Raw genomic sequence first — 21,085 nt, 5'->3', positions numbered from 1 at the left:
TAGCAAGTGGCAAATTCTCATCCAATAAGAACTCGCGGAGCTGCGGAAGGGCTGATTATTACTAGGCTTAACGTTTTTCCACTTGTTATCAATGACATTTTTCTGACATTGGTAGGGGTTTGAGTGATAAACTAAGCAGATGAAAAAAATTGCTTTGCTTTTATCACTCTGTTTTTCAGCGGCATGTACGGCCTCAGTACAAAGCCTTCCTGAGCGCTTAGATGCGGTACGCTCTGATTTATTACAGAGTGAGCCTTTGGCGAGTTACGACTTTCGCCAACTGCAAAGCTTATATCCTCATGCGCTGCTAAAGCCGTCTTCATTGCTTCCACAAACTGCTAAGTATCCATTGAAATCCATGCGTCGCCTTTATGCGGGTTCTCAAACCTGTAAAGGTCCTTGGCCTGTCAGCCCTCTGGTGACACAGCCTGTTGTTTTTACGCGTGCGGTTTGTAATAACACTAAGTTACCGACGGGTTGGTTTATTCGTTCAGGCTATATTCATCCCGGCGGTGGTAGTTATGCGTTTCGCTATATTAAAAAGCACCCAGATTCTGAAGAGCGTTTATCGCGCTTTCTTCATATTCAGGAGAAACCATTAGCTCCAACCAACACAGAGTTGGGACGTTTACAGCGTATGAGCAGTGAAGAGATTGATGTTTTTATTGCGGGAGCTGAAGCTTTTGTTTCAAATGGCGAGCTTTGGGTACGTAATGGCAACGAATACCATATTTATGGTCAGCCATCGTGGTCGGTCGTATTAGAGCGTTATCAACTCTTGTTCAAACGCTTAAACAATACCGATTTTTGTTTGGCAAAGACGGGTAATATTTGTTGGCAAGAAGAAGACCAATCACAACTGACGTTTTATTTGTTGGTGGGGCTGGGTATTGCCAACGTGGCGTTGTTAATCGGTTGGGGGGTGTATCGCTTACGTATCCGTCGTCGTGCGATGGAAGAGCGTATGCTGGTACTACAAATCTTGACCCACGAACTGAGAACGCCAATCGCAAGTTTAGCGATGACAGTAGAAGGTTTCCGTCGACATTTTGATGCCTTACCTGAATCCCTCTATGATGAATTTAGGCGTTTAACTGAAGACTCACGCCGTCTTCGCCAACTGGCAGAGGCGAGTAAAGATTACTTACAAGCAAACCAACAACAATTGAGTGTTGCGCCTGTAGAATCATATAACGAATGGATTGAATTTATTGCTGAGCCGTACGAAGTCAATTTGGTGCTACCTGAAGAAGACAAAAGTGTAGAGCTAAATGTGTACTGGCTTGGAACGTGTATCGACAACTTGTTGTCCAATGCACATAAATATGGCGTAACGCCAATCACATTAACGTCATCGTTCAAGGATGGAAAACTGATCATTACGGTTGAAGATAAAGGTCAGTTGGGGGCCAAAGATTGGTCTCGATTACGCAAGCCCTTTGTCAGTGAAAAAGGTTTGGGGCTTGGTCTTACAATTGTTGAATCGATGATACGTAGAATGGGGGGGCGGATGAAACTGACTGGCCCTCCTACCACTTTTATTTTGGAGATACCGTGTGAATCAAACTCTGCTACTGGTTGAAGATGACCACAACCTTGCTGATGGTTTACTCGAAGGGTTAAAAGAAGCAGGCTACCACTGCCTGTATGCAGACTGTGCTACAAAAGTGGCGGATTTATGGGATCAAGCCGATCTTGTTGTGCTAGACCGTCAGTTACCAGAAGGTGACTCGCTAACCTATTTAGACGGTTGGTTATCGATCAAGCATGTTCCTGTGATTTTGCTAACAGCAATGGTGTCCGTGACCGATAAGGTCATGGGTCTCGATTCTGGTGCTAAAGATTACCTGACGAAGCCTTTTGCAGAAGAAGAATTGCTTGCGCGCATTCGTGTACACCTACGTAATGGCGATAAAACCGTATCAGCGGCAAATGTGATCAAAGTCGGTGAGATCACCATTGATCTTGAAAGTCGTGATGTGAGCCAAAACGGTGAGCACGTTACGCTAACGCGTACTGAGTTTGAATTGTTGGTGTTCTTGGCAAAACACGCAGGTCGTGTATTTACCCGTGATGAGTTACTTGATCAAGTCTGGGGTTATAACCATTACCCAACTACACGTACTGTTGATACCCATATTCTTCAATTACGTCAAAAACTGGCGGGGATTGAAATTGAAACCTTGCGTGGTGTGGGTTATCGCATGAAGGCTGCTGATTAACATGCGTGTTGGCTTCACCTCCTATTGGTTAATGTTGTGCTCGGTATTTATGGTACCGAGTGCTTCTGCTGAGTGGTTCTTAGGACAAGATCTTTATACTTTGTCGCATCAACGCGTGTTGGAAGGCAAAACCTCTGAAGGCTTCGACACTATGATCCAAGCGTGGCAACAGGCACCAGATGAGCAACAAAACACGAATCTGGATGGTTTGTTGAAATTGGCATTAACCGAAGATTGTGGTCGAAGTCTAACGCAGGCTGTGCTGCCAAGCTGGCTTTCTACATTATCTATTCGTCGCGAAGTGGTGCAAAACCTGAATCAGGTTATGCTAAAGCTGTCTGTTTCCGGTGCGAGTCAAAAGAAAATCGATGAAGTGACTTTTACTCGTTGGCCAGATCAAAAATACATCTCGACGTCACCTGTGCTTGAGAAAAATGGTGATTTTACGGCTGAGTCGAGCCGTTTAGAAAAACCAATAGCTGAAGGTTTGTATAAAATCACGTTAACTAATAACGAAAAGGAAGCTTGGAGTTCTTGGGTGATTTTAGGTGCACCTTCCATCAAGCAACGTATTGGTTGGAAAGACAGTAAAAATTGGCGAATTGAACATTCTCAATTGCCGAATCCGACTTGTCCATCACCTGTGCTGTCGATTAACCTCTACGATCTAAATGATCTTAGCTGGACGCCGATCTGGACTGAGGAAATTGACGGTAAATTGCCAACGACCTTACCTCAGATTGATGTACCTGATGGTCGATATTGGTTGAGTGTCGGTTTAATTGAAAGCCGTTGGCAAGGGGATATTTCGATATTAGATATCCAGCGCATTACGCGTCCAATCGATTTTCAATTGAGTCTAGATCAGAAGCAACAGCAACCTGAAGAGCAAAAATAGTTAATTTTCAGATCGTTATATATAGCCATAGTACTTTTGCGGTGCTATGGCTTTTTTGATTGGGCTTATCAACCCAAAAGATGTGTTTTATTTGCAACTTTAAAGGTGTATTATTGATGCATCTTTAAAGTTGAGTAATTCACTATGATGCAGATTTTAGATAACGAAAAAGAGCAACGTATTACACCGCTTTTTCGTTTAGCATTCCGACCTTTCTTTCTTGGCGCGAGTATTTTCTCTGTGATCGCGATGATCATTTGGGCGATGTTTTGGTCAGGGCAGCTCACAAACGTCCAACTCATGTATGGCAACCCAGTATGGTGGCATGCACATGAAATGCTTATTGGCTTCACTGGCGCCATTATTATTGGTTTTCTACTAACAGCAGTACAAAACTGGACAGGGAACCCAGGTGTTCGTGGACCGAAGCTGATGGTGCTATTTGCATTATGGCTAGTTGCGCGAATAGGGCTGTTATTTGCAAATCCACACTGGGTTTGGATGGTAATCGATCTGAGTTGGATCCCGCTGGCAGCTTTCTTCCTTGCTCAGCCAATCATAGTTCGTCGACAGTGGAATAACTTGTTCTTCTCACCTTTGCTGATCTTACTTACTGTGATTAACGCCCTAATGCACTTAAATGCTTTATCGATCACTCAGTTTGATTTACATAAGTTAACTCTGGCGCTAGTCACCGTTATCTCTGTGATTGTGCTGGTGGTTGGTGGTCGAGTGATCCCATTCTTTACATGGCGTGGCACAAATACCGCCCAAATTACGCGTCCAGAGCCGATTGAATGGTTGGCGCTAGTCCCTTCTTGGTTGCTAATGCTGAATGTATTGCTTCCTATTCCTGAAGCGATTAACCAAATTACACTACCAGCATTGTTTATTATTACAGGTGTTACTAACCTTATTCGTTTTGCACGTTGGCGCAGTTTTAGCACAGCAAAAGTACCGCTATTGTGGTCGCTGCATTTTGCCTATGGCTGTATGGTTATTGGTATGCTGATGCTGGGAGCGCACTTTGCTGGTATGGCGATCAGTTATAGTGTTGGTTTGCACTTTATCACTGTCGGCGGTATGGGCAGCATGATTCTAGCTATGATGGCGCGTGTGTCACTGGGTCATACCGGTCGTAATCTGCAAGTTGGTCGCATTATGGTGTTTGCTTTTCTTGTCATGATTGCATCTGTGCTTGTACGTACATTGATGGTGCAGTTATTACCTGCATTGACGCTTAATGGTTATGTATATTCTGCGCTATTGTGGGCATTGGCATTTGGTGTATTCGCGATTGTTTATTTTCCAATCTTATCGAAGCCACGCGTTGATGGTCGCCCAGGATAAGAAAATCAAAGAAGAGTAAACACAGCAAATACGTATTACAACGTGATAGGAGTGACAGTCTTTCGTTTTGGCTATAGAATGTCGCTCCTCATTCAAACATTAGGCGAATCATTAGCATGTTTAATTCCACGACTTTAAACCACGAACAACAACAACTTGCCGCAGAGCGCATTCATGAGTTGATGGCGAATGGCATGAGTAGTGGTGAAGCGATCCAAAAAGTCGCTAATGAAATCCGCGAATCAGCAGCACGTGCGAACCCATCAGTTGAAGAAGATGAGCACGAAGACGAAGAATAATCGTCTTAACATGTTGTAATAATGAAACAAACTATGAAACGGCACCTTAATAGGTGCCGTTTTTTTATCCACTTTGTGCGGTAAATCTCATACAAAAGCTTTCAAATCAGTAACCCTGACAAGTTGCAATATACTCAATGTAGGATCGAGAGAAATAAGCAAAGCCGCTTATTCTGCTATTGCAGTTAGCCACTAACAAATAAACGACTTATTTTGTATGAAGGTAAAGTGTAATGAATAATCGTTATCTAAAAGCGCGTACCTTGGCAAGGAGCAAGCACACAGGGCAATTCTACGGTGATTTGCCATATTATGTGCATTTAGAGGCGGTTTCACGGTTAGCAACTCCCTTTGGCACTGATGCCATGATCATTGCCCAGCTTCATGATGTAATTGAAGATACTGAAACAACTGTTGATGAACTTGCCGCTGACTTTGGATTTGTTGTCGCAGATGCAGTGAGCTATATGTCAGATGGTAAGTTAGAAGACAGGGTAAAACGTAAGGCAATGATTAACCAGCGCCTCGCTTCATTAGAAGCAGATGAAGAGTCAGCACGACTCGCCTTAATCGTGAAAGCCTGTGATCGGCTAGCTAACGTGCGTGCCAGTAAGCATGGTTCACAACGCCACTATGAAATGTATAAGCTTGAGCATGAGTCTTTTAAAGCCGCAGTTTACCGAGAAGGCTTATGTGAGGCGATTTGGTGGGAACTTGATAATCTTATTGAGCCTCTAAAGGAACAATAGCGTTATAAATAGCGCTGAAAAGAATAGGCTTGGTTGGTTTATTTGTTCAGTGCATACTTATTTCAAATAGAGCGTCAAATAATAAAAAGCTCAGGTTGTTCCCTGAGCTTTTTCATTTTGATTAATTGAAACCAGTTACTGGAAATTAATCGTAAATCGTCGGGATAGGTTTACGTTTGTGCTGCGTTGCGCGGTAAATGCTAACAAGACGCTCTGTAACGTGCGCCTCAACGGGTTTACCTTCCAAGAAGTCATCAATTTGGTCATAAGTAACTTGCAGTGCATCTTCATCTGCTTTTTGTGGTGCAAGCTCTTCAAGATCTGCGGTTGGTACTTTGATAACAAGTTGATTTGGCGCACCTAGCTTAGCGGCTAGTGAGCGTACTTGGCGTTTGTTTAAACCAAATAGCGGTGCTAAATCACATGCACCATCACCGAACTTAGTATAAAAGCCTGTAATGTTCTCTGCAGAGTGGTCAGTACCTAAAACTAAACCACCGACAAGCCCAGCGATTTCATATTGCGCAATCATACGCATGCGAGCTTTGACGTTACCTTTTACGAAATCAACTTTTGCTGAATCTTGCGGGATTAACCCCGTGCCTTCTAGCGCAGACAATGTGCTGGCGTGCATGCCATCAACACCGTCTTTAATATTAACGCTAACAGACTGAGAAGGTTGGATAAAGGAGAGAGCAACTTGAGCTTCGTCTTCATCTTTCTGTTCGCCGTATGGTAAGCGAACGGCAATGAACTGGTAATCGCTTGAATTTGTTTCAGCGTTTAGTTCATTTACGGCAAGCTGTGCTAAGCGACCACAAGTTGTTGAATCGACACCACCGCTGATCCCAAGCACAATCGACTTACAGCCTGATTTTTGCATCGTATTCTTGATGAAAGCGATACGGCGTTGAATTTCAAAATCGACATCAATTTCAGGGAGAACACGCATTTCTGCGCGGATTTGCTGTTCCATCGTTCCATTATCCTCGGGCTTTGCCCAAATATTGTTCACTTAAACCGTATAGACGAAAAAAGTGAATAATTACATTAAATCTTTCGCAAAATCATGCGATAACTCTAAATAATGATCAATCTTATTTTGGTATTTATATCAATTTCAGCGCCATAAAGATCAATCATTCTGTAAAATGAACAATAACAAGTGAGTTTGTTTAGTTACGGATACTGTTATACACGTTTATTGTAAGGGCTGTCTTTATCATGTCTCAATCTATTGCCATTTTTGGTAGTGCATTTAACCCTCCTAGCTTAGGGCATTTATCGGTATTAAAACGCCTTAGCCAGTTTGATCGTGTTTTGCTACTACCCAGCTATGCGCACGCTTGGGGAAAGGTGATGCTCGATTATGATGCGCGTTGTGAGTTAGTTTTGGCATTTATTGAAGATAGTGGGTTATCAAACTTAGAGCTTTGTTCCGTTGAGGCGGATATGGCACAAGGTGATGAAGCCATTACAACCCATGCAGTTTTGAATGAATTACAAGCACAATATCCTGAAGCAAACTTAACTTTTGTTGTTGGTCCTGATAACTTTTTGAACTTCCACAAGTTCCACAGGTCAGATGAGATACTTGAGAAGTGGCAAGTACTAGCTTGCCCTGAAACCGTAAAAGTTAGAAGCACATTAATTCGTGAAAAACTTGCCGCAAAGTGCAGTATTTCACATTTAACTACAGAGAAAGTCGCTAAACTTCTAGTAGAAGATACGCGATTTTGCTTTGAATAATTTTTCTTTTTGCGTTAAAAATAGACAACGCATTTGAAGTGTAATCGTAGTATTTGGTAGTGCAAAACTCCAAAGTGATAGTAAAGGCGTAACATTGGGTATTTGTGGATTAAAACTTTGTTGTCTCGGACTAGGTGGGGTGATACTGCTTTGTGCAGATGCTCGTGCGTTGTCGTGTAAAGCGTATACCGATGAGACAGGCAAGCCCAATAACGATGTGTTAAGCACATTTAACTGCCGTCCTTACGAAGCTGCTGATCTTCAGCGTGACGAAGCGATCACGGCTATAGAAAGTAACGACCTTTGGCGAGAAGATCGCGAGTATAACAGTGCCTTTTGGCAAGACTGGTCTGGGCTGGTGGAAGAAGATTCACCTGTGATGAGTACGCGAGCGGCTTCTACTTTTTATGGCTTGGGTTTTTGGATGCCTGAGAAATACAAAAATGAGCAAGTTGATATTAAGCAAATCAAAGATATTGAAGAGTTAATTCGTCAGTATGGCTTGTTGATGTCGTTTGGAGTAGGAAGCGAAGACCCTGACTCGATGCGGCTTCGTTTTGATTATCGCTGGCATGGCTGGCATGAAGACAACTCAAGCGATGTATTGCTACAGCTAGAAATCCCGTTCCAATAAGATCATTTAGATTGGTCAACAGATTAGATACTAAAAAGCGATGCTCAAGGGCATCGCTTTTTGGTTGTATTCTGAAAACCTGAATGAATTTAGATGTTATCCATTCAGCTGCGAGAGTGGTTTACCCAAGATAGGCTGCGCCATTGCTTCCAAAACATTGATATTCAGCTTTAGCTCATTCGCAATCATTTCTGGCTTACGACCAGAGCGCGCCAATTTCACCGCTTCTCGCATCAGTAATGTCATTTCTAACTCAGCTAGGTTGGTGTGCAAATTCGCATTAATGGCTTTTGCTGCTGCATTGTCGGTTACCTTTTTACCTTGTAACGCTAACTGTAACGAAGACTGATAATGCTTAGATAGGTTAGGGCAGATAGATTTACTATCGACTTTAATTTTAGCAAGTTGATCTTTTGCTACCGCAAGTAGTCTGCCAAAAGCACCATCCCATTCTTGTTCTGATTCTGGTGTGCCATCTAGCACACCAATCACAGCTTTCAGTAATTCAGATGTGGTGAAAAAGCCGGCTTCAGTACATAGCGGGGTTGTTACGCGTGCAGAAATATCAATACGCGCAATTTTACTACCGGGTAAAACTGTCAGTGCGTGGAGGCAATCAAATGGAACCCAAAAGCCGTGACCTTCAGGGATAAGATGCTCGTTTTTACCCAAACGGATCAATGCCGTACCTTGAGTTACAAACATCATGTAAGAGGTCATGCTCTTACGACGTGGACCAACAGTAAGGAAAGGGTGCTGTTGATGAGAAAATTCGATTGCCTGTTTCATATTTACTCTCTTGCAAAAAAGCCCGCACATACTGATAGCTTTTCGCTTTAGGGTCAATACATCAGCGGCTTAGAAGCCAATTAAATAGTGACATTTGTTGCGAAAGCACAATGCTTTGCTGACATCTTTTAAAAAAGTGCGCTAATCTGGTGATTATCTGGTCGATATTGAAACTTATTGATCTGGTAAGACCTCCAACCATGCGAGTAATTATCGAGCATCACTATTAATGCTGATATTTCTGCGTAAAATAAGCCAGTTTTTATTATTAATGAAGTCTCATTGTGCAAGAAGATAACGATATTTATAAAGAAATTCGCCCTTATATTGATAGCGAAGTGAATGGTGCAATTGAGCGCCTTGTGAATGACGACGAGTTCATTACTGCTATTCTAAATTACCGCTTTCCTCAGCTTTCTGGTGTGTTTGGTTGGTTACTTCGTCCAATCATCCGTCGTTTTCTTGTAAGCAAGTGGTCAAATATTCACACAGTTGAAGATGTTCAGAATCATGTAGCTAAGTACATGGCATCAACGTTGGATCACTCTTGCGATAGTGTGACGCACAGTGGTTTGGATAAATTAGATCCAACTCAGTCTTACCTTTTTGTTTCTAATCACCGCGATATTGCAATGGATCCAGCCATTGTGAACTGGTGTTTGTTCCAGCGTAATCACGGAACATCACACATTGCCATTGGTGATAACTTATTGAAAAAACCTTGTGCGACAGAGCTAATGCGCCTTAATAAAAGCTTTATTGTGAAGCGTTCGGCGAAAGGCCCGCGTGAAATGATGAAAGCACTTGGTCAACTATCTAGCTACATTAAGCACTCGCTTGAAAGCGGTAATTCAATTTGGATTGCCCAGAGAGAAGGTCGCGCGAAAGACGGCAATGATAAAACAGAGCCTGCATTGCTAAAAATGTTCCATATGGAAGGGCGCAAACGTAAAGAAAGCTTTGCTGATTATATGGCGAGTTTGAAAATTGTGCCTGTGGCGATCTCTTATGAAAATGACCCATGTGACCTATTAAAAGCGCAAGAGTTAGATCAAATCCGCACCCAAGGTAGTTACGAAAAAGGTGAGCTGGAAGATATCGACAGCATCATCAAAGGTATTGTGGGTCAGAAGCGCCGTATTCATGTGAGTTTTGGTGATGTGGTTGATAACAGCTTTGAAACGCCAGAAGCTTTTGCGCAAGAAGTTGATCGTCAAATTACCGAAAACTATAAGCTTTTCCCTGCCAACTATATTGCAGCGGGTATTAACCATGAATCTGTGACGGCTGACGAGCGTGCGAAATTTGAAGCTAAGCTTGCTTCCCAGCCAACAGGCGTTGCTTCGATTCTTAAACAGATGTATGCCTACCCAGCTGAGAAAAAACAGGCTTAATCGTTTGTAATACAGGTTGAAGGTAATGTAGAACGGGCAGTGGAAATACTGCCCGTTTTTTATTGCTTGATAGGGATAGATTAAAACTGTTGTCCGTCGATGGTGTTCAATGTTCTGACGACAGCTTTAGGTGAAATAATTTCTACCCGTCGATTTTGCTGTTGTTCAAGTGTCGCACTGCCATGGATTACGGGTTCATCTTCACCAGCTGCGATGAGTTGCAACCTTTCTTCTTCAATACCAAAAACCGAGGTAATGTAAATTGCGACGCTAAAAGCGCGTTCGTAAGACAGCACGACGTTATCTTCAGCGCTTCCTTCGTTATCACTGTGCCCGATGATAATCACATGCGTATCAGGATAACGGAGTAAACGTACAGCAATAGGGTCAATTAAGAGCTGGGCTTGTGTTGATAGTTCGTAGCTGTTTTTTTCAAAGTAAATAACGTCGCGATGTTCGGCAATTGTTGTTAACAGGACTTTGGCTTCAGGGGAAGGGACTTCGCTACGATTGGTAACGGTTTCAACGCTGCCTTGCTGAGCAGCACTACAGCCCAGTAATAGCAAGCTAGTTAAATTGATTAAAAGAAAGTGGTACAGAGCAGTCGCGAGTCGCATGTTTCACACCTAAAGCACTAAGGGTTACACTTTAGGTTTAGTGGAAAGTGACAGGATCACAACTTCATTATTGAGAGCCTGCCATGTACTCGCTGTAAGGTTTACTTTGCCGTATGGGCGATCAAAGACTTAGCCTCGCAATATTAGCTAAGCATCTAAAATAGGGTTGGGCTTGCGGTAAGGGTACTTCGACATGCGATCAGCCATAAAATCGATAAAGCTACGTACTTTAGGGGCCAAGTATTTACGGCGAGGGTACACAGCGTAAATTGGCAGATCGACATTTGCTTTCCATTCTGGAAGTAACTGAACGAGTTTGTTTGTCTCAAACTCATCCGTAATAAGGTAAGTCGCCAGATAGGCGATACCTAAGCCCGCTGTTGCTGCATCTAATACAGCTGGTGCGTTATCAATGCGATAGGTACCGCGAGCACGAATGGCTTGATTGATGCCATCGCGGCTAAATTCCCAGTTAATGTACTGACGTTCACGACTTTGGTAGGTAATGCAGTTGTGATGACGTAAATCACCGGGCGTTTTGGGTGTGCCGTGCTCTGCAATGTAGTTAGGTGAGGCAACGACTGCAAATTCACACTCTGCCAATTTGCGAGCTACCATGCCTTCTGGTGGGTGTTCATGAATTGCAACCCAGCAGTCAAAACCTTCTTCGAGTAAGTTTGGACGATGATCGAACAAGCTTATTTCTAATTCCAAGTCGGGGTGATGCTTTTGAAACTCAGCTAGAGCAGTTGTTATATGCTGATTACCAAAGGATTGAGCAATACCAATACGCAGTACACCTTTGATTTCATTGCGGTAACCCGCAACCATAGCTTCAGCTTCATTGACGGTATCAAGTAACTGTTGTCCGTATTCGGCATATTGCAAACCGATATCGGTAAGAGCGACGGCACGAGTGCTGCGCTGTACGAGCTGACAACCCAGTCGTTCTTCAAGAAAGCGAATTTGCTTACTCACCTGAGATTTTGAAATCCCCAAGCGTTCAGCCGCGCGGGTAAAGTTTTGCTCATGGCCAACAGTCGCCAAGATAACCATTTGATGAAGATTTTCTAGCATATGAAAGATACCGAACTCAGAGATAGGGCATTATATACTTAATCTGCGCCAATATGCATGGAAAGCTGGTTATTTATCAAGACATTGCTTTGTGGCAAAGCACAATGTCTAGCTCCCTCAGTAGTTACACGGTCACAGGTGTTTGGTTAAAATTCACAACCATGAATCAAATCAATACGAATCATCAATTTAAACGTTTTCATTAATTTTCCTAAGAAAAGTAAAATTCGCTACAGATTAGGAGGATGTATGATCACTGTTTTTGTCCGTTTCTTTGTATTGGGTCTGTTCAGTTTTGGTGGACCTGCTGCACATATTGGTTTCTTCCAACGAGAATTTGTCGAAAAGCGCAAGTGGCTAACGAGCGATGATTTCACGCAAGCCGTTGCTTTATGCCAGTTTTTACCAGGGCCTGCGAGTAGCCAGTTAGGTATGTATATTGGTTATAAACAAGCGGGGTACTTAGGTGCGCTTGGTGCTTTTGTTGGTTTTACACTGCCATCTTTTGCCTTATTGACTTTCATTGCTGTCATGAGCGCGCAGAGTATCAACCAAGAAATGATGGCGATCTTCATTCAAGCCGCAAAGCTGTTGGCTGTAATCGTTGTTGCTGATGCCCTATGGGGGATGGCGAAGAAAAATGTAAATACACCGCCTATGATTGCAATTGCGGCTGTCACTGCGGTTTGGGTATTCTTCTCAACGGGTCTACTTGGGCAAATTGTTCCGATTCTATTCGCAGCTGTCGTTGGTTTTGCCGTTACACACTTAGGCAAGTCGTCTACATCATTAGCATCGTCATCTTCGCCTTTGAAGATTTCACCTCATAAAGGGTTACTAGCGACCTTTGCTGTGTTGTTAATCGGTTTACCTTTGGTTGCTGAGTTAAATGCCGGCGCATCACTGTTCAATATTTTCTATCAAGCTGGTAGTTTCGTTTTTGGTGGAGGGCATGTCGTTCTGCCGCTGTTGCAGCCAATGTTAGAAGGTATGGTGGCAAGTGATGACTTTCTTGCTGCGTATGCGTCAGCCCAGCTTGTCCCTGGTCCAATGTTCACAATGGCAAGTTACTTGGGGACGGTGGTGATGCCTTCATCACCTATCTTAGGCAGTGCGATTGCGACAATTGCGGTGTTTTTACCGGGAGCTTTATTGCTATTTGCTTTCTTACCTGCGTGGCAAGCTATTTTCTCTCACGCCAAATTAAAAGCATCCATCAGCTATGTAAATGCCAGTGTAGTAGGGCTGCTAGCCAGTGCATTTGTTAGCCCTGTAATTTCAAGTGCAGTCACCAGTATTACTGATGTAGTGGTGGTTATTGTGGGTTATCTGTTACTTAAATACAAAAATACACCTGTATGGGTTCTCGCTATCTTGTTAGGTGGCTATAGCATGATTGCCCATTAATACTGCCTATCATTGCTGAGTTTCCCAAACGAAAACGAGTCGTATGATATCAAGGAGCTTTCACCACAAATGGTGAAAGCTTTTTTGTTTGTTATTTCTAACTACTGCCATTCTAATGCACTATAACTTTTATGCTTAGTGCTGATTGTAATAAATCATTGTGCATAACACCATTGTTAAGCATTTAGTAAGTAATTGCTTGGTATGTTGAAAACTCTGAAGTCGTTCCCAAAAAAGATAATTAAATGACCGTCAAAAATCGAATCAGACAAAACTTAACTAATTACGATGTACTTGAGTATGTACGTGATGAGTTGAAAGAGTCAGAAAAACGTATGACAAGAAAATTGTTTTTTGCTCATGCACTTAACGTGGTTCTCTTGATCTGTTTTATTACCGTATTTTTTGTAAATCAAGGTGGTCACGTTCGTGATTATGCTTCTGAAGCAATGCGAAAAGCATTTGAAGCCGAGCGGGCGGTTCATATTATTGATGAAGCTGCAGGAACAAACTTTCTAGAACAATCTCGAGACGAGAAATAGGCTGGGGATTACTCGCATTCACTACTTTGTTAAATAACAAAGAGCAAATGCGAGAAGACTTACAGATCAATGACGATTTTATTGCCTTTAATCAGCAATTCAGGTTTAGCTGACTTTAACAATGATTGCTTGAAATCATCGTCATCAAGACGATAAATAGGGCGAGTTGAAATTAGCTCACCAATTAAACTTACAACCGGTGACACAATTGGCTTGGTAAGGAACATGCCAATCTCAGGTGGCGATACGTCTAAGTTTTCCATTTCTAATTGCTTAATGAAAATGGCACCTTCTTCCTTATCGTAATAAGGGATTGCACTAAAGCTCATCTTCATATCGATCTCTCGAGATGGCTGACCTGAAATTTGAACCTTCGCTTTCGCATTGGCATCAAGGTTAACACGATCACTTGCAACGCGTCCGATGCCAACTTTCACATCATCAAAGGCAACATTCGCGTGCGCGATTCCTTTGATTCCAACTGTTCGTTCAAACTGAACGTTATCATCTAAGTAAGATTGCACTTCGTTTTCTGTTACCGTGTAACTTGCGCAACCTGAAAGAAATAGGGCACCAAGTGCTAACAAATGAGTGATTTTAGGCATGGCATCTGCTGATAAAATTAAAACTTAATTATTGTGTTTTTTTGCTGTAATGCCTATCTCAATATTGAGATTATCAAAGGCTATATATACAAACGAACAAAAAAACACCTCTTGGGAATATCCGCAAGAGGTGTTTGTGATTTAGGTATAATATTTATACGTTTGCCTAAGCGCTTTCAGCAAACAGTAGCTCTAAATTATAGTTATCGCGTTGAAGTGCATTTTTCAGCTTGTTTAAAGAGCTAACTTGAAGTTGGCGAATACGTTCGCGTGTTAAGCCAACTTCGTCAGCAACTTGTTGAAGCGTTTGCGCTTCATAGCCTAATAGGCCAAAGCGACGGCACAGTATTTCGCGATCACGCATGTTCAACGTCTCTAGCATCGCTAGGGCAAGCTTATTAATGTCTTGCTCATTCACTGCAGTGTCTGGGTTCATTGAACCATTATCAGAAATAAATGCAGACATGCTTTGCGAGTTTGAATCGTCGCTGATCGCCTGATCAATAGATACCACAGGGGCATCGTACGCTAACACACCCGAAATATCTTCAACGGTACGTTCTAACTTTTCTGCCACCTCTTCCTGAGTTGGCTCATGGTTAGTGTTACGCATCAATTGCTTGTGGGTACGTAGAATAGTATTGATCTCTTTCGATACATGAACCGGTAAGCGAATAGTACGAGCTTGGTTATGGATCGCACGTTCTATTGTTTGCTTAATCCACCAAGTTGCGTAGGTCGAAAAGCGAAAACCACGCTCAGGGTCAAACTTGTCTACTGCTGTAATCAAGCCAATATTCCCTTCATCGATCAAATCACTAAGTAACATACCGCTACCACGGTATTTTTTAGCAATACTCACAACCAAACGTAGATTGCTTTCGATCATCACTTTTTTAGAGCCTGCGTCACCAGTTAGACACTTACGGCTATAAAGTATTTCCTCTTCCTTGGTTAATAATGGTTTGTGTGAAATTTCTTTTAGATACAGGTGAATCACATCTGCGTCAAATGCTTGTACATCGTCGTTTTTGATATCCATATCAATTCCCCTAACAGCACACAGAAAAAGTAACTTCGCGCATACTTATTAACAACATTTATACACACTATCATACATAAATCGCATATACCACCGAATGAGTATTATGTTTATGCTAAATTTACTTATGCCCTCATCGTATACGGATGGTGTGGTGTTTCGGTTCATCTATTTGATATATAAGGATTTAGTTTGTTGTGGTGATGTTTATCTATCATCGTTAACTAGAATAATATTATCTTTTGTCTCAAACGTGAGATGTTAACAATTTTATCATAACCATAACGTTTGCTAATTAATCGGACTTTATGTTGATTGTTGGCGTATTTATGCTTTGTTGATAATGGAGAATGAAGCATAAAACTGTTAAGTACGTTGCCTAACCTAAGTGTTTTTATTATTGCCTTACATTATAAAGCGCCCCAAATAACCATATTAATATTGTGTGAATCTAATAAGTAATGAAGGCTGATAAATGGGCGTGTCTAAAGTACGTTCTTTTGTTTTGGAGCTTAGTGATAAGTTAAGATCGAATACAAGATGCGTTTATGAATGAATAGAGAAATGAAAGCCGAATACGATTTAATTGCTGAGCAATGGTTAGCAGCACGAGTTGAATTACCAGAAAAAGATCAGCAATTGCTTGATCGGTTTATCCAGTTGTTACCACCAAATCCACGAGTGCTTGATCTCGGCTGTGGGAGTGGTGTACCTATTGCGAAAAGTTTGGTCAACCAAGGTTGTGCGATTACGGGTGTCGATCGTTCAAAGTGTTTACTAGAACATGCCCAGCACCTTATGCCAGAGCAAACTTGGGTTCATTCCGAACTTGAAGATTACTGTCCAGCAGATTCTTTCGACGGAATCATGTTTTGGGACTCGATTTTCCACATCCCCAGAACGGAGCATACATCTTTACTAAAGATGGCGTTTTCAGCTCTTAAACCCAAGGGAGTATTAATGCTTTCAAGTGGCGGATCAGACAAAAACATTCCCGCGTTCACAGATTATATGTTCGAACAGCAGTTTTATTACGATGCGCTACCAATGGAGGAGCTTATTTCACTTTGTCGAACCATAGGCTTTACTCTGGAGCAAAGAGTGATGGTCAATCAACCGGATGGGAAGCGAGATAAAGGGCGACTTGGTTTGCTTCTTCGTAAATAACTCAGTTAAGTGAGTAGAGCGGAATCAGGAATCTCGATTCAAGTTCAAGAGCTAGAAGAAGAGGAGCCGCGAACGAGCGACTCCCACAACAATGGTTACTTCAGTTCCGCGTTAAAATAATCAACGCAAAGTTGTTGCGCTTGGTGGTTTATCTCGACGATTTCGTTCTCTCGTAGTTCAAGGTACAGCGAAATACATTGCTCGAACGCAGCGATAAGAGAGTCTCGCTCAGGTTGGGCGACTGTCTTTTTCAGTGCTTTGGTAAATTCGGGTAAACGCGATTCAACTTTTCTCACACCGGAAGGTGTCATTCCTTGCTGCTTCAGTGCCAATGGCGAAAGTACGATAAAACGTAAGAACGAGATGAATTCAAGGGCTTCAAAATATTCTCCGCGGGCAATTTTGGTGGCAGCGTAATGTGTCCAAATCCAAAACCTATCTTCAATCCATTGCGGCTCTGGTTGAGGGTATTGTGGTGTAGCACCGGCAAATACTTGTGTAAGTCGGTTCTCGCGTTCCCAAAGTACTTGAGTATCGTCCACTCGTACCGCTGCATCGGGTAAAGCGACAAATTTGAAATCGACATGAATTGCATCTGGAGCAAACATAGCAATAACAAGACGAGGTTCACCAACATGCTCACCTGTAAAAGCAGCAACTTTGCCTTCAACTTTATCAATTAGGTCAAAGCGTTGGTTCATCACTTCTTGAAAATGTGCGGGTTCAACAGCGATGACCAAATCGAGATCACTATATTTATCCATAGTATTTGATGCAAAAGACCCGCTAGCACCAATGCCAACGATACGAGAGTCTTGAGTGAATACAGATAAGATCTGCTCAAGTAGCTGCTGATGAGTGTGAGGAAGTGTTGTTGGAGAGATCATATTTTACCTTTAAATCGTGTTCGATATGAGAACTGCTAAGTAGCAGTTAGTGCGGTAAAATTAGCGCAGCATTACAATATGACGTAATGCTAAAGGACTTACAATCGAAATTTTCACTAAAGGTCTTATTCATTACATTAATGGCTAAAGAGTAAACAGCAAAAGCTAGGGAAGGCAGTAATATGAAAGAAATAGAAAAATATTGGCTTTTATTGTTGAAGTGGAAAAGCTAAAAGCCGTAATTCGCAACACACGGCCTGTAGGGCTTGAGCGGTATGAAAACTCAGCCGAGTATAGCTGGAAAAAACATAATATTTCAAAAGAATCCGTGTTATCTCTCAATGGTGATCGAATAGCAAAAGCCAGCTCGCAACTATGGCAAGTTCTTGAGGTTAAACTTCATCAAGCGATAGAAAATGGTGCATTGAAATAACAACGCGAGGGAAGATATTTTGATTTCGTTAGTTCCTTATACATCCCAAAGAGCAAAACAGGCGCACGCATTAGCGGTAAAAACTGATCAAGAAGAGTTCACCATTGGCAACGTCGAAGAGTTTATTGCCACTCTCTCTGAAACTGAGCATCCGCAGCTCATTCTTATAAACAATCAAGTAGTAGGTTTCTTCTTATTAGACGTCGATTATAGCGCTAGATATCCTTTCAGCGACACCTCAGCTATTGGTGTTCGAGCCTTACTTATTGACGAGCATTATCAAGGTCATGGCATCGCCAAACGAGCGATTAACGCTTTACCTGACTATATCAAAATGCATTACCCGCAATTTTTATCTATTCAGTTAACTGTAAATTGTCGCAATAGCATTGCTTATGACTGCTACTTAAAATCAGGCTTTAACGATACAGGCAGACTTTACCTTGGCGGACCTGTGGGGCCACAACGCATTATGGAGTGTGTGATTGGTTAATTAAATTTACGCCCAGTAGATAAGTGGTTATCTTCCGCTATTAACGTCTTGTTATGCAAACGATATAATGGCGGAATATTGCTTATCACAATTGAAAAGGAGGTAATGTGTACAAGCTTTATTACTATCCCAATAACGCTAGCTTAGCCCCGCATTTATTGCTAAAGCACATGGGATTGGATTATGAACTGTTACTCGTCGACAAAAAATCAAACTCACAAAAATCTCCTGAATATTTAAAGCTCAATCCTGCTGGCCGCATTCCGACATTGGTTGATGGTGAAACGGTTATTTTTGAAAGCCCTGCAATTTGTATTCACCTTTGTGAACAACATCCAGAACATAGTTTGATCCCACCAATTGGTGACAAGTTACGCCCATTATTTTTCCAATGGCTAACGTACTTAAATAACACCTTACAAGCTGAGTTGATGGTACGCTACTACCCACATCGCCATACGAACGATGAAAGCACCATTCCCAATGTAATTGCCGCGCAAGATGAACGAATCGCAGATGCACTTGCTATCATCAATGACCAACTCGCTCACAATAAATATCTGATCGGAGACGAGCTAACAGCCTGCGACTTCTTCCTCTTTATGCTAGCTGAATGGTCACTGCCCATTGAAAAGTCTCCCTTACATTTTGAGCACTTAGCGGCTTACTTGAAACGTCTATCTCAACATCCAACCGTTCTAGCGGTGAATGACATTGAAAAGATAGATCTCACACCGTTTCAATAGCCTCCACATTATGCCCCTAGGTTTACTAATAGAAGCGTGATTGTTTCTATTAGTAGACTCATGAAAATATTTAGGTGGAAAAATGGAAATTCGTGAAGCCATTGTTGAAGATACAGCTTCAATTGTCCCCTTAGTCACTCTTATTCAAACTTCTCACCAAAAGCTGGCACCAGCTAGGTTTCGGTTGCCGAGTGAAATAGAGCTAGCAGGTTGGATTAGTGAAGAGATTGAAGCTAAAGACACCAAGTTTTATATCGCAGTGAGTAACAATACGGTTATTGGCTATCTGACATTGAAGATAGAGGAACAGCAAGAGAACATTTTCCTTCAACCAAGAGTGTATGCATACATAGATCATGTTTGCGTTGCTGAAACAGTAAGAAAGCAAGGCATCTGTCGTCAATTGATGATGACAGCAATTGAGTACTCAAAGCAAAAAGGCATCAATGATATAGAAATGACAGTTTGGACAGAAAACACGGCAGCGAATAACGCTTTTAAAGAGTTAGGTTTTAAGTCGACGGTCCAAAAGTTAAAAGCCCAAATTAATGCCACACCATAAGTGCAATACGGATTGGATCGCATTATTTATCTGTGAGCTCATATAACCTGAGACCTCATTAAGCAAAGTAGGAATGAGAGTAGTGGAGTTTATTTGGGTTCTAGTGCATGTCGCAACCATCTGGATGTTAGCTGTTGTGACACCAGGTGCAAATGTACTGTTAACAATTAGTACCGCCTTGAATCATGATCGCCTGCTAGCTTCATATTCAGCACTCGGTGTTTGTGCCGCAACCTCGCTATGGGCACTGTTTGGCAGCTCAAGCCTTGTAATTGCTTTTACGCTCTTTCCGCAGCTGTATGTAGTAATGAAAGTACTAGGGGGCAGTTACCTTATCTATCTAGGGTTAAAGCAGCTTTATAAAGCAAAGTCGCACCTGAATTTGTCGAACTTAAAACAGACAACTCAAACGGCTGTACCATCTAAAATAAAAATATTTTTAACTGCATTTATTACTAGCATCTTAAATCCTAAAACAGGCTTCTTTGTTGTGAGCTTGTTTAGTGTTTCATTAGCTGCCGATCAACCGCAAGGTTTGAATTTAGCCATGATTGTCGCGGTTATCGCAACCATGAGTACCATTACGCTTTGTTGGCATTTGGTATTAGCATTTACGTTTTCACGCTCATCAGCAAAAGCGGTATACCAAAGAGTATCTAAAGTGGTTGATTACGTTACCGGTGGGATATTCACCATACTTGGCGTAAAAGTTATTGCTTCCTGAATGGTAACTAAAAAGCTGAAAGATTCATCTTCAAATTATGTTGGTAAACTTCAGGTGAGTTAGTAGTATATGCAGCAGAATTTTGAAATAAATAGTGTAGCTTATGTCTTTACCTCCATGTCCAAACTGTGAATCTGAATACGTTTACCAAGATCAAAATAACCTGATCTGTCCTGAGTGTGCTTACGAATGGAACCCAGACGAGGTTGCAGGAGATGCCGCGCTAAACATCAAAGATGCCAACGGTACACTGCTAGCTGAAGGTGACAAAGTCACACTAGCGAAAGACCTAAAAGTGAAAGGGAGTTCATTAGTGCTGAAAATTGGCACCAAAGCTGTAATCCGCCGCATCGTCGAAGGTAAAGACCACCAACTAGACTGTAAAGTTGATGGCGCTGGCGAAATGATGGTAACCGCACATTTTGTGAAGAAAGCGTAATTTAGCTCAATAATCACTATATGTTTTAAGCCCGCAAATGCGGGCTTTGTTGTTTTTGAATACTGATAAATTTCAATTTTTGGCTTGTGGGATATGTTCTGTAAAAAAATAAATAGGAGAGTCACGGGTATGGAGTTATATCAAACCATACTCGTGGCAGCCGCCACGGTTTTTTGCTCAGCGTTTGGCGCTGGCATTGCCATGAAAACGGATATTGTTTGGATAAAGAATAAGTTAAAAAGAAATGATACACGAATTTA

The 21,085-nt window shown here is 41.9% G+C and carries 25 protein-coding genes; 18 read left to right on the top strand and 7 right to left on the bottom strand.

Going from position 1 to position 21,085, the window contains the following annotated elements; all coding sequences use genetic code 11:
* The first annotated feature begins 139 nt into the window (after positions 1-139).
* The 6 genes from vxrA to A3K86_RS22050 all read left to right on the top strand — a co-directional run bounded on the left by vxrA (position 140) and on the right by A3K86_RS22050 (position 5,518).
* On the top strand, positions 140-1,582 hold the full coding sequence (gene vxrA, locus A3K86_RS22075) for a sensor histidine kinase VxrA (protein WP_068336750.1): 1,443 nt from the start codon (positions 140-142) through the stop codon (positions 1,580-1,582).
* The gene (locus tag A3K86_RS22070) at positions 1,557-2,222 is read left to right on the top strand and encodes a response regulator transcription factor (RefSeq protein ID WP_068336748.1); all 666 of its coding nucleotides are present in this window, start codon (positions 1,557-1,559) and stop codon (positions 2,220-2,222) included. The genes vxrA and A3K86_RS22070 overlap by 26 nt, the downstream gene beginning before the upstream one ends.
* 1 nt (position 2,223) lies before the next feature.
* On the top strand, positions 2,224-3,120 hold the full coding sequence (locus A3K86_RS22065) for a DUF2861 family protein (protein ID WP_232322046.1): 897 nt from the start codon (positions 2,224-2,226) through the stop codon (positions 3,118-3,120).
* Positions 3,121-3,264: 144 nt separating this feature from the next.
* On the top strand, positions 3,265-4,470 hold the full coding sequence (locus tag A3K86_RS22060; protein ID WP_232322045.1) for an NnrS family protein: 1,206 nt from the start codon (positions 3,265-3,267) through the stop codon (positions 4,468-4,470).
* Positions 4,471-4,586: 116 nt separating this feature from the next.
* Positions 4,587-4,769, top strand: coding sequence for a YoaH family protein (locus A3K86_RS22055; protein ID WP_068336746.1), 183 nt, complete (start codon positions 4,587-4,589; stop codon positions 4,767-4,769).
* Positions 4,770-5,002: 233 nt separating this feature from the next.
* Positions 5,003-5,518, top strand: coding sequence for an HD domain-containing protein (locus A3K86_RS22050; RefSeq protein WP_068336744.1), 516 nt, complete (start codon positions 5,003-5,005; stop codon positions 5,516-5,518).
* Positions 5,519-5,663: 145 nt separating this feature from the next.
* On the opposite strand, the gene nadE is transcribed toward A3K86_RS22050, so the two are convergent.
* The gene (gene nadE / locus A3K86_RS22045; RefSeq protein ID WP_068336741.1) at positions 5,664-6,494 is read right to left on the bottom strand and encodes an ammonia-dependent NAD(+) synthetase; all 831 of its coding nucleotides are present in this window, start codon (positions 6,492-6,494) and stop codon (positions 5,664-5,666) included.
* A gap of 248 nt (positions 6,495-6,742) precedes the next feature.
* Between nadE and A3K86_RS22040 the strand changes: the two genes are divergently transcribed.
* Together A3K86_RS22040 and A3K86_RS22035 are read left to right on the top strand one after the other, a co-directional pair.
* Positions 6,743-7,267 (top strand): nicotinate-nicotinamide nucleotide adenylyltransferase, encoded by a 525-nt coding sequence (locus tag A3K86_RS22040; RefSeq protein ID WP_068336738.1) that lies wholly within the window; start codon positions 6,743-6,745, stop codon positions 7,265-7,267.
* A 139-nt stretch (positions 7,268-7,406) separates the two neighbouring features.
* Positions 7,407-7,901 (top strand): hypothetical protein, encoded by a 495-nt coding sequence (locus tag A3K86_RS22035; protein WP_146145599.1) that lies wholly within the window; start codon positions 7,407-7,409, stop codon positions 7,899-7,901.
* A gap of 96 nt (positions 7,902-7,997) precedes the next feature.
* Here A3K86_RS22035 and A3K86_RS22030 read toward each other — a convergent pair whose 3' ends face one another.
* Positions 7,998-8,690, bottom strand: coding sequence for a hypothetical protein (locus tag A3K86_RS22030; RefSeq protein ID WP_068336728.1), 693 nt, complete (start codon positions 8,688-8,690; stop codon positions 7,998-8,000).
* Positions 8,691-8,974: 284 nt separating this feature from the next.
* Between A3K86_RS22030 and A3K86_RS22025 the strand changes: the two genes are divergently transcribed.
* Positions 8,975-10,084, top strand: a complete 1,110-nt coding sequence (locus A3K86_RS22025; RefSeq protein ID WP_068336722.1) for a 1-acyl-sn-glycerol-3-phosphate acyltransferase — start codon at positions 8,975-8,977, stop codon at positions 10,082-10,084.
* Positions 10,085-10,164: 80 nt separating this feature from the next.
* Here A3K86_RS22025 and A3K86_RS22020 read toward each other — a convergent pair whose 3' ends face one another.
* Entirely contained in the window at positions 10,165-10,701 is a 537-nt protein-coding gene (locus tag A3K86_RS22020) for an OmpA family protein (protein ID WP_068336719.1), read from the bottom strand.
* 147 nt (positions 10,702-10,848) lie between these two features.
* Complete coding sequence (locus A3K86_RS22015; protein ID WP_068336716.1) at positions 10,849-11,778, bottom strand: LysR family transcriptional regulator; 930 nt, start codon at positions 11,776-11,778, stop codon at positions 10,849-10,851.
* A 249-nt stretch (positions 11,779-12,027) separates the two neighbouring features.
* On the opposite strand from A3K86_RS22015, the gene chrA reads away from it, so the two are divergent.
* Complete coding sequence (gene chrA / locus A3K86_RS22010; protein ID WP_068336714.1) at positions 12,028-13,185, top strand: chromate efflux transporter; 1,158 nt, start codon at positions 12,028-12,030, stop codon at positions 13,183-13,185.
* 245 nt (positions 13,186-13,430) lie between these two features.
* Positions 13,431-13,727, top strand: a complete 297-nt coding sequence (locus A3K86_RS22005; protein WP_068336711.1) for a hypothetical protein — start codon at positions 13,431-13,433, stop codon at positions 13,725-13,727.
* Between the two features lie 59 nt (positions 13,728-13,786).
* Here the strand turns inward: A3K86_RS22005 and A3K86_RS22000 are convergent, their stop codons facing one another.
* Positions 13,787-14,332: a DUF1439 domain-containing protein gene (locus A3K86_RS22000; protein ID WP_068336706.1), complete on the bottom strand. Its 546-nt coding sequence runs from the start codon at positions 14,330-14,332 to the stop codon at positions 13,787-13,789.
* 166 nt (positions 14,333-14,498) lie between these two features.
* Positions 14,499-15,374 (bottom strand): RNA polymerase sigma factor RpoS, encoded by an 876-nt coding sequence (gene rpoS / locus A3K86_RS21995; protein WP_068336703.1) that lies wholly within the window; start codon positions 15,372-15,374, stop codon positions 14,499-14,501.
* 552 nt (positions 15,375-15,926) lie between these two features.
* On the opposite strand from rpoS, the gene A3K86_RS21990 reads away from it, so the two are divergent.
* Positions 15,927-16,541, top strand: coding sequence for a class I SAM-dependent methyltransferase (locus tag A3K86_RS21990; RefSeq protein WP_232322044.1), 615 nt, complete (start codon positions 15,927-15,929; stop codon positions 16,539-16,541).
* A 95-nt stretch (positions 16,542-16,636) separates the two neighbouring features.
* Here the strand turns inward: A3K86_RS21990 and A3K86_RS21985 are convergent, their stop codons facing one another.
* A complete protein-coding gene (locus tag A3K86_RS21985; RefSeq protein ID WP_068336698.1) occupies positions 16,637-17,428 on the bottom strand; it encodes a nucleotidyltransferase domain-containing protein in 792 nt (263 codons plus the stop codon).
* 211 nt (positions 17,429-17,639) lie between these two features.
* Here A3K86_RS21985 and A3K86_RS21980 point away from each other — a divergent pair, with 211 nt between their 5' ends.
* The 6 genes from A3K86_RS21980 to A3K86_RS21955 all read left to right on the top strand — a co-directional run bounded on the left by A3K86_RS21980 (position 17,640) and on the right by A3K86_RS21955 (position 20,825).
* On the top strand, positions 17,640-17,861 hold the full coding sequence (locus A3K86_RS21980; protein ID WP_084406755.1) for a hypothetical protein: 222 nt from the start codon (positions 17,640-17,642) through the stop codon (positions 17,859-17,861).
* Positions 17,862-17,880: 19 nt separating this feature from the next.
* Positions 17,881-18,354, top strand: a complete 474-nt coding sequence (locus tag A3K86_RS21975) for a GNAT family N-acetyltransferase (RefSeq protein ID WP_068336694.1) — start codon at positions 17,881-17,883, stop codon at positions 18,352-18,354.
* Between the two features lie 107 nt (positions 18,355-18,461).
* Complete coding sequence (locus A3K86_RS21970; RefSeq protein ID WP_068336693.1) at positions 18,462-19,100, top strand: glutathione S-transferase family protein; 639 nt, start codon at positions 18,462-18,464, stop codon at positions 19,098-19,100.
* 82 nt (positions 19,101-19,182) lie between these two features.
* On the top strand, positions 19,183-19,662 hold the full coding sequence (locus A3K86_RS21965; RefSeq protein ID WP_068336692.1) for a GNAT family N-acetyltransferase: 480 nt from the start codon (positions 19,183-19,185) through the stop codon (positions 19,660-19,662).
* Between the two features lie 73 nt (positions 19,663-19,735).
* Positions 19,736-20,386, top strand: a complete 651-nt coding sequence (locus A3K86_RS21960; RefSeq protein ID WP_332310143.1) for a LysE family translocator — start codon at positions 19,736-19,738, stop codon at positions 20,384-20,386.
* 103 nt (positions 20,387-20,489) lie between these two features.
* A complete protein-coding gene (locus tag A3K86_RS21955; RefSeq protein WP_068336679.1) occupies positions 20,490-20,825 on the top strand; it encodes a zinc ribbon domain-containing protein YjdM in 336 nt (111 codons plus the stop codon).
* Positions 20,826-21,085: the final 260 nt, after the last annotated feature.

This window comes from Photobacterium jeanii, from assembly GCF_001650345.1.
In the GTDB taxonomy this organism is placed as follows: domain Bacteria; phylum Pseudomonadota; class Gammaproteobacteria; order Enterobacterales; family Vibrionaceae; genus Photobacterium; species Photobacterium jeanii.
Note: the sequence above shows the minus strand (reverse complement) of the source record. Positions and strands in the feature narration are given on the sequence as shown.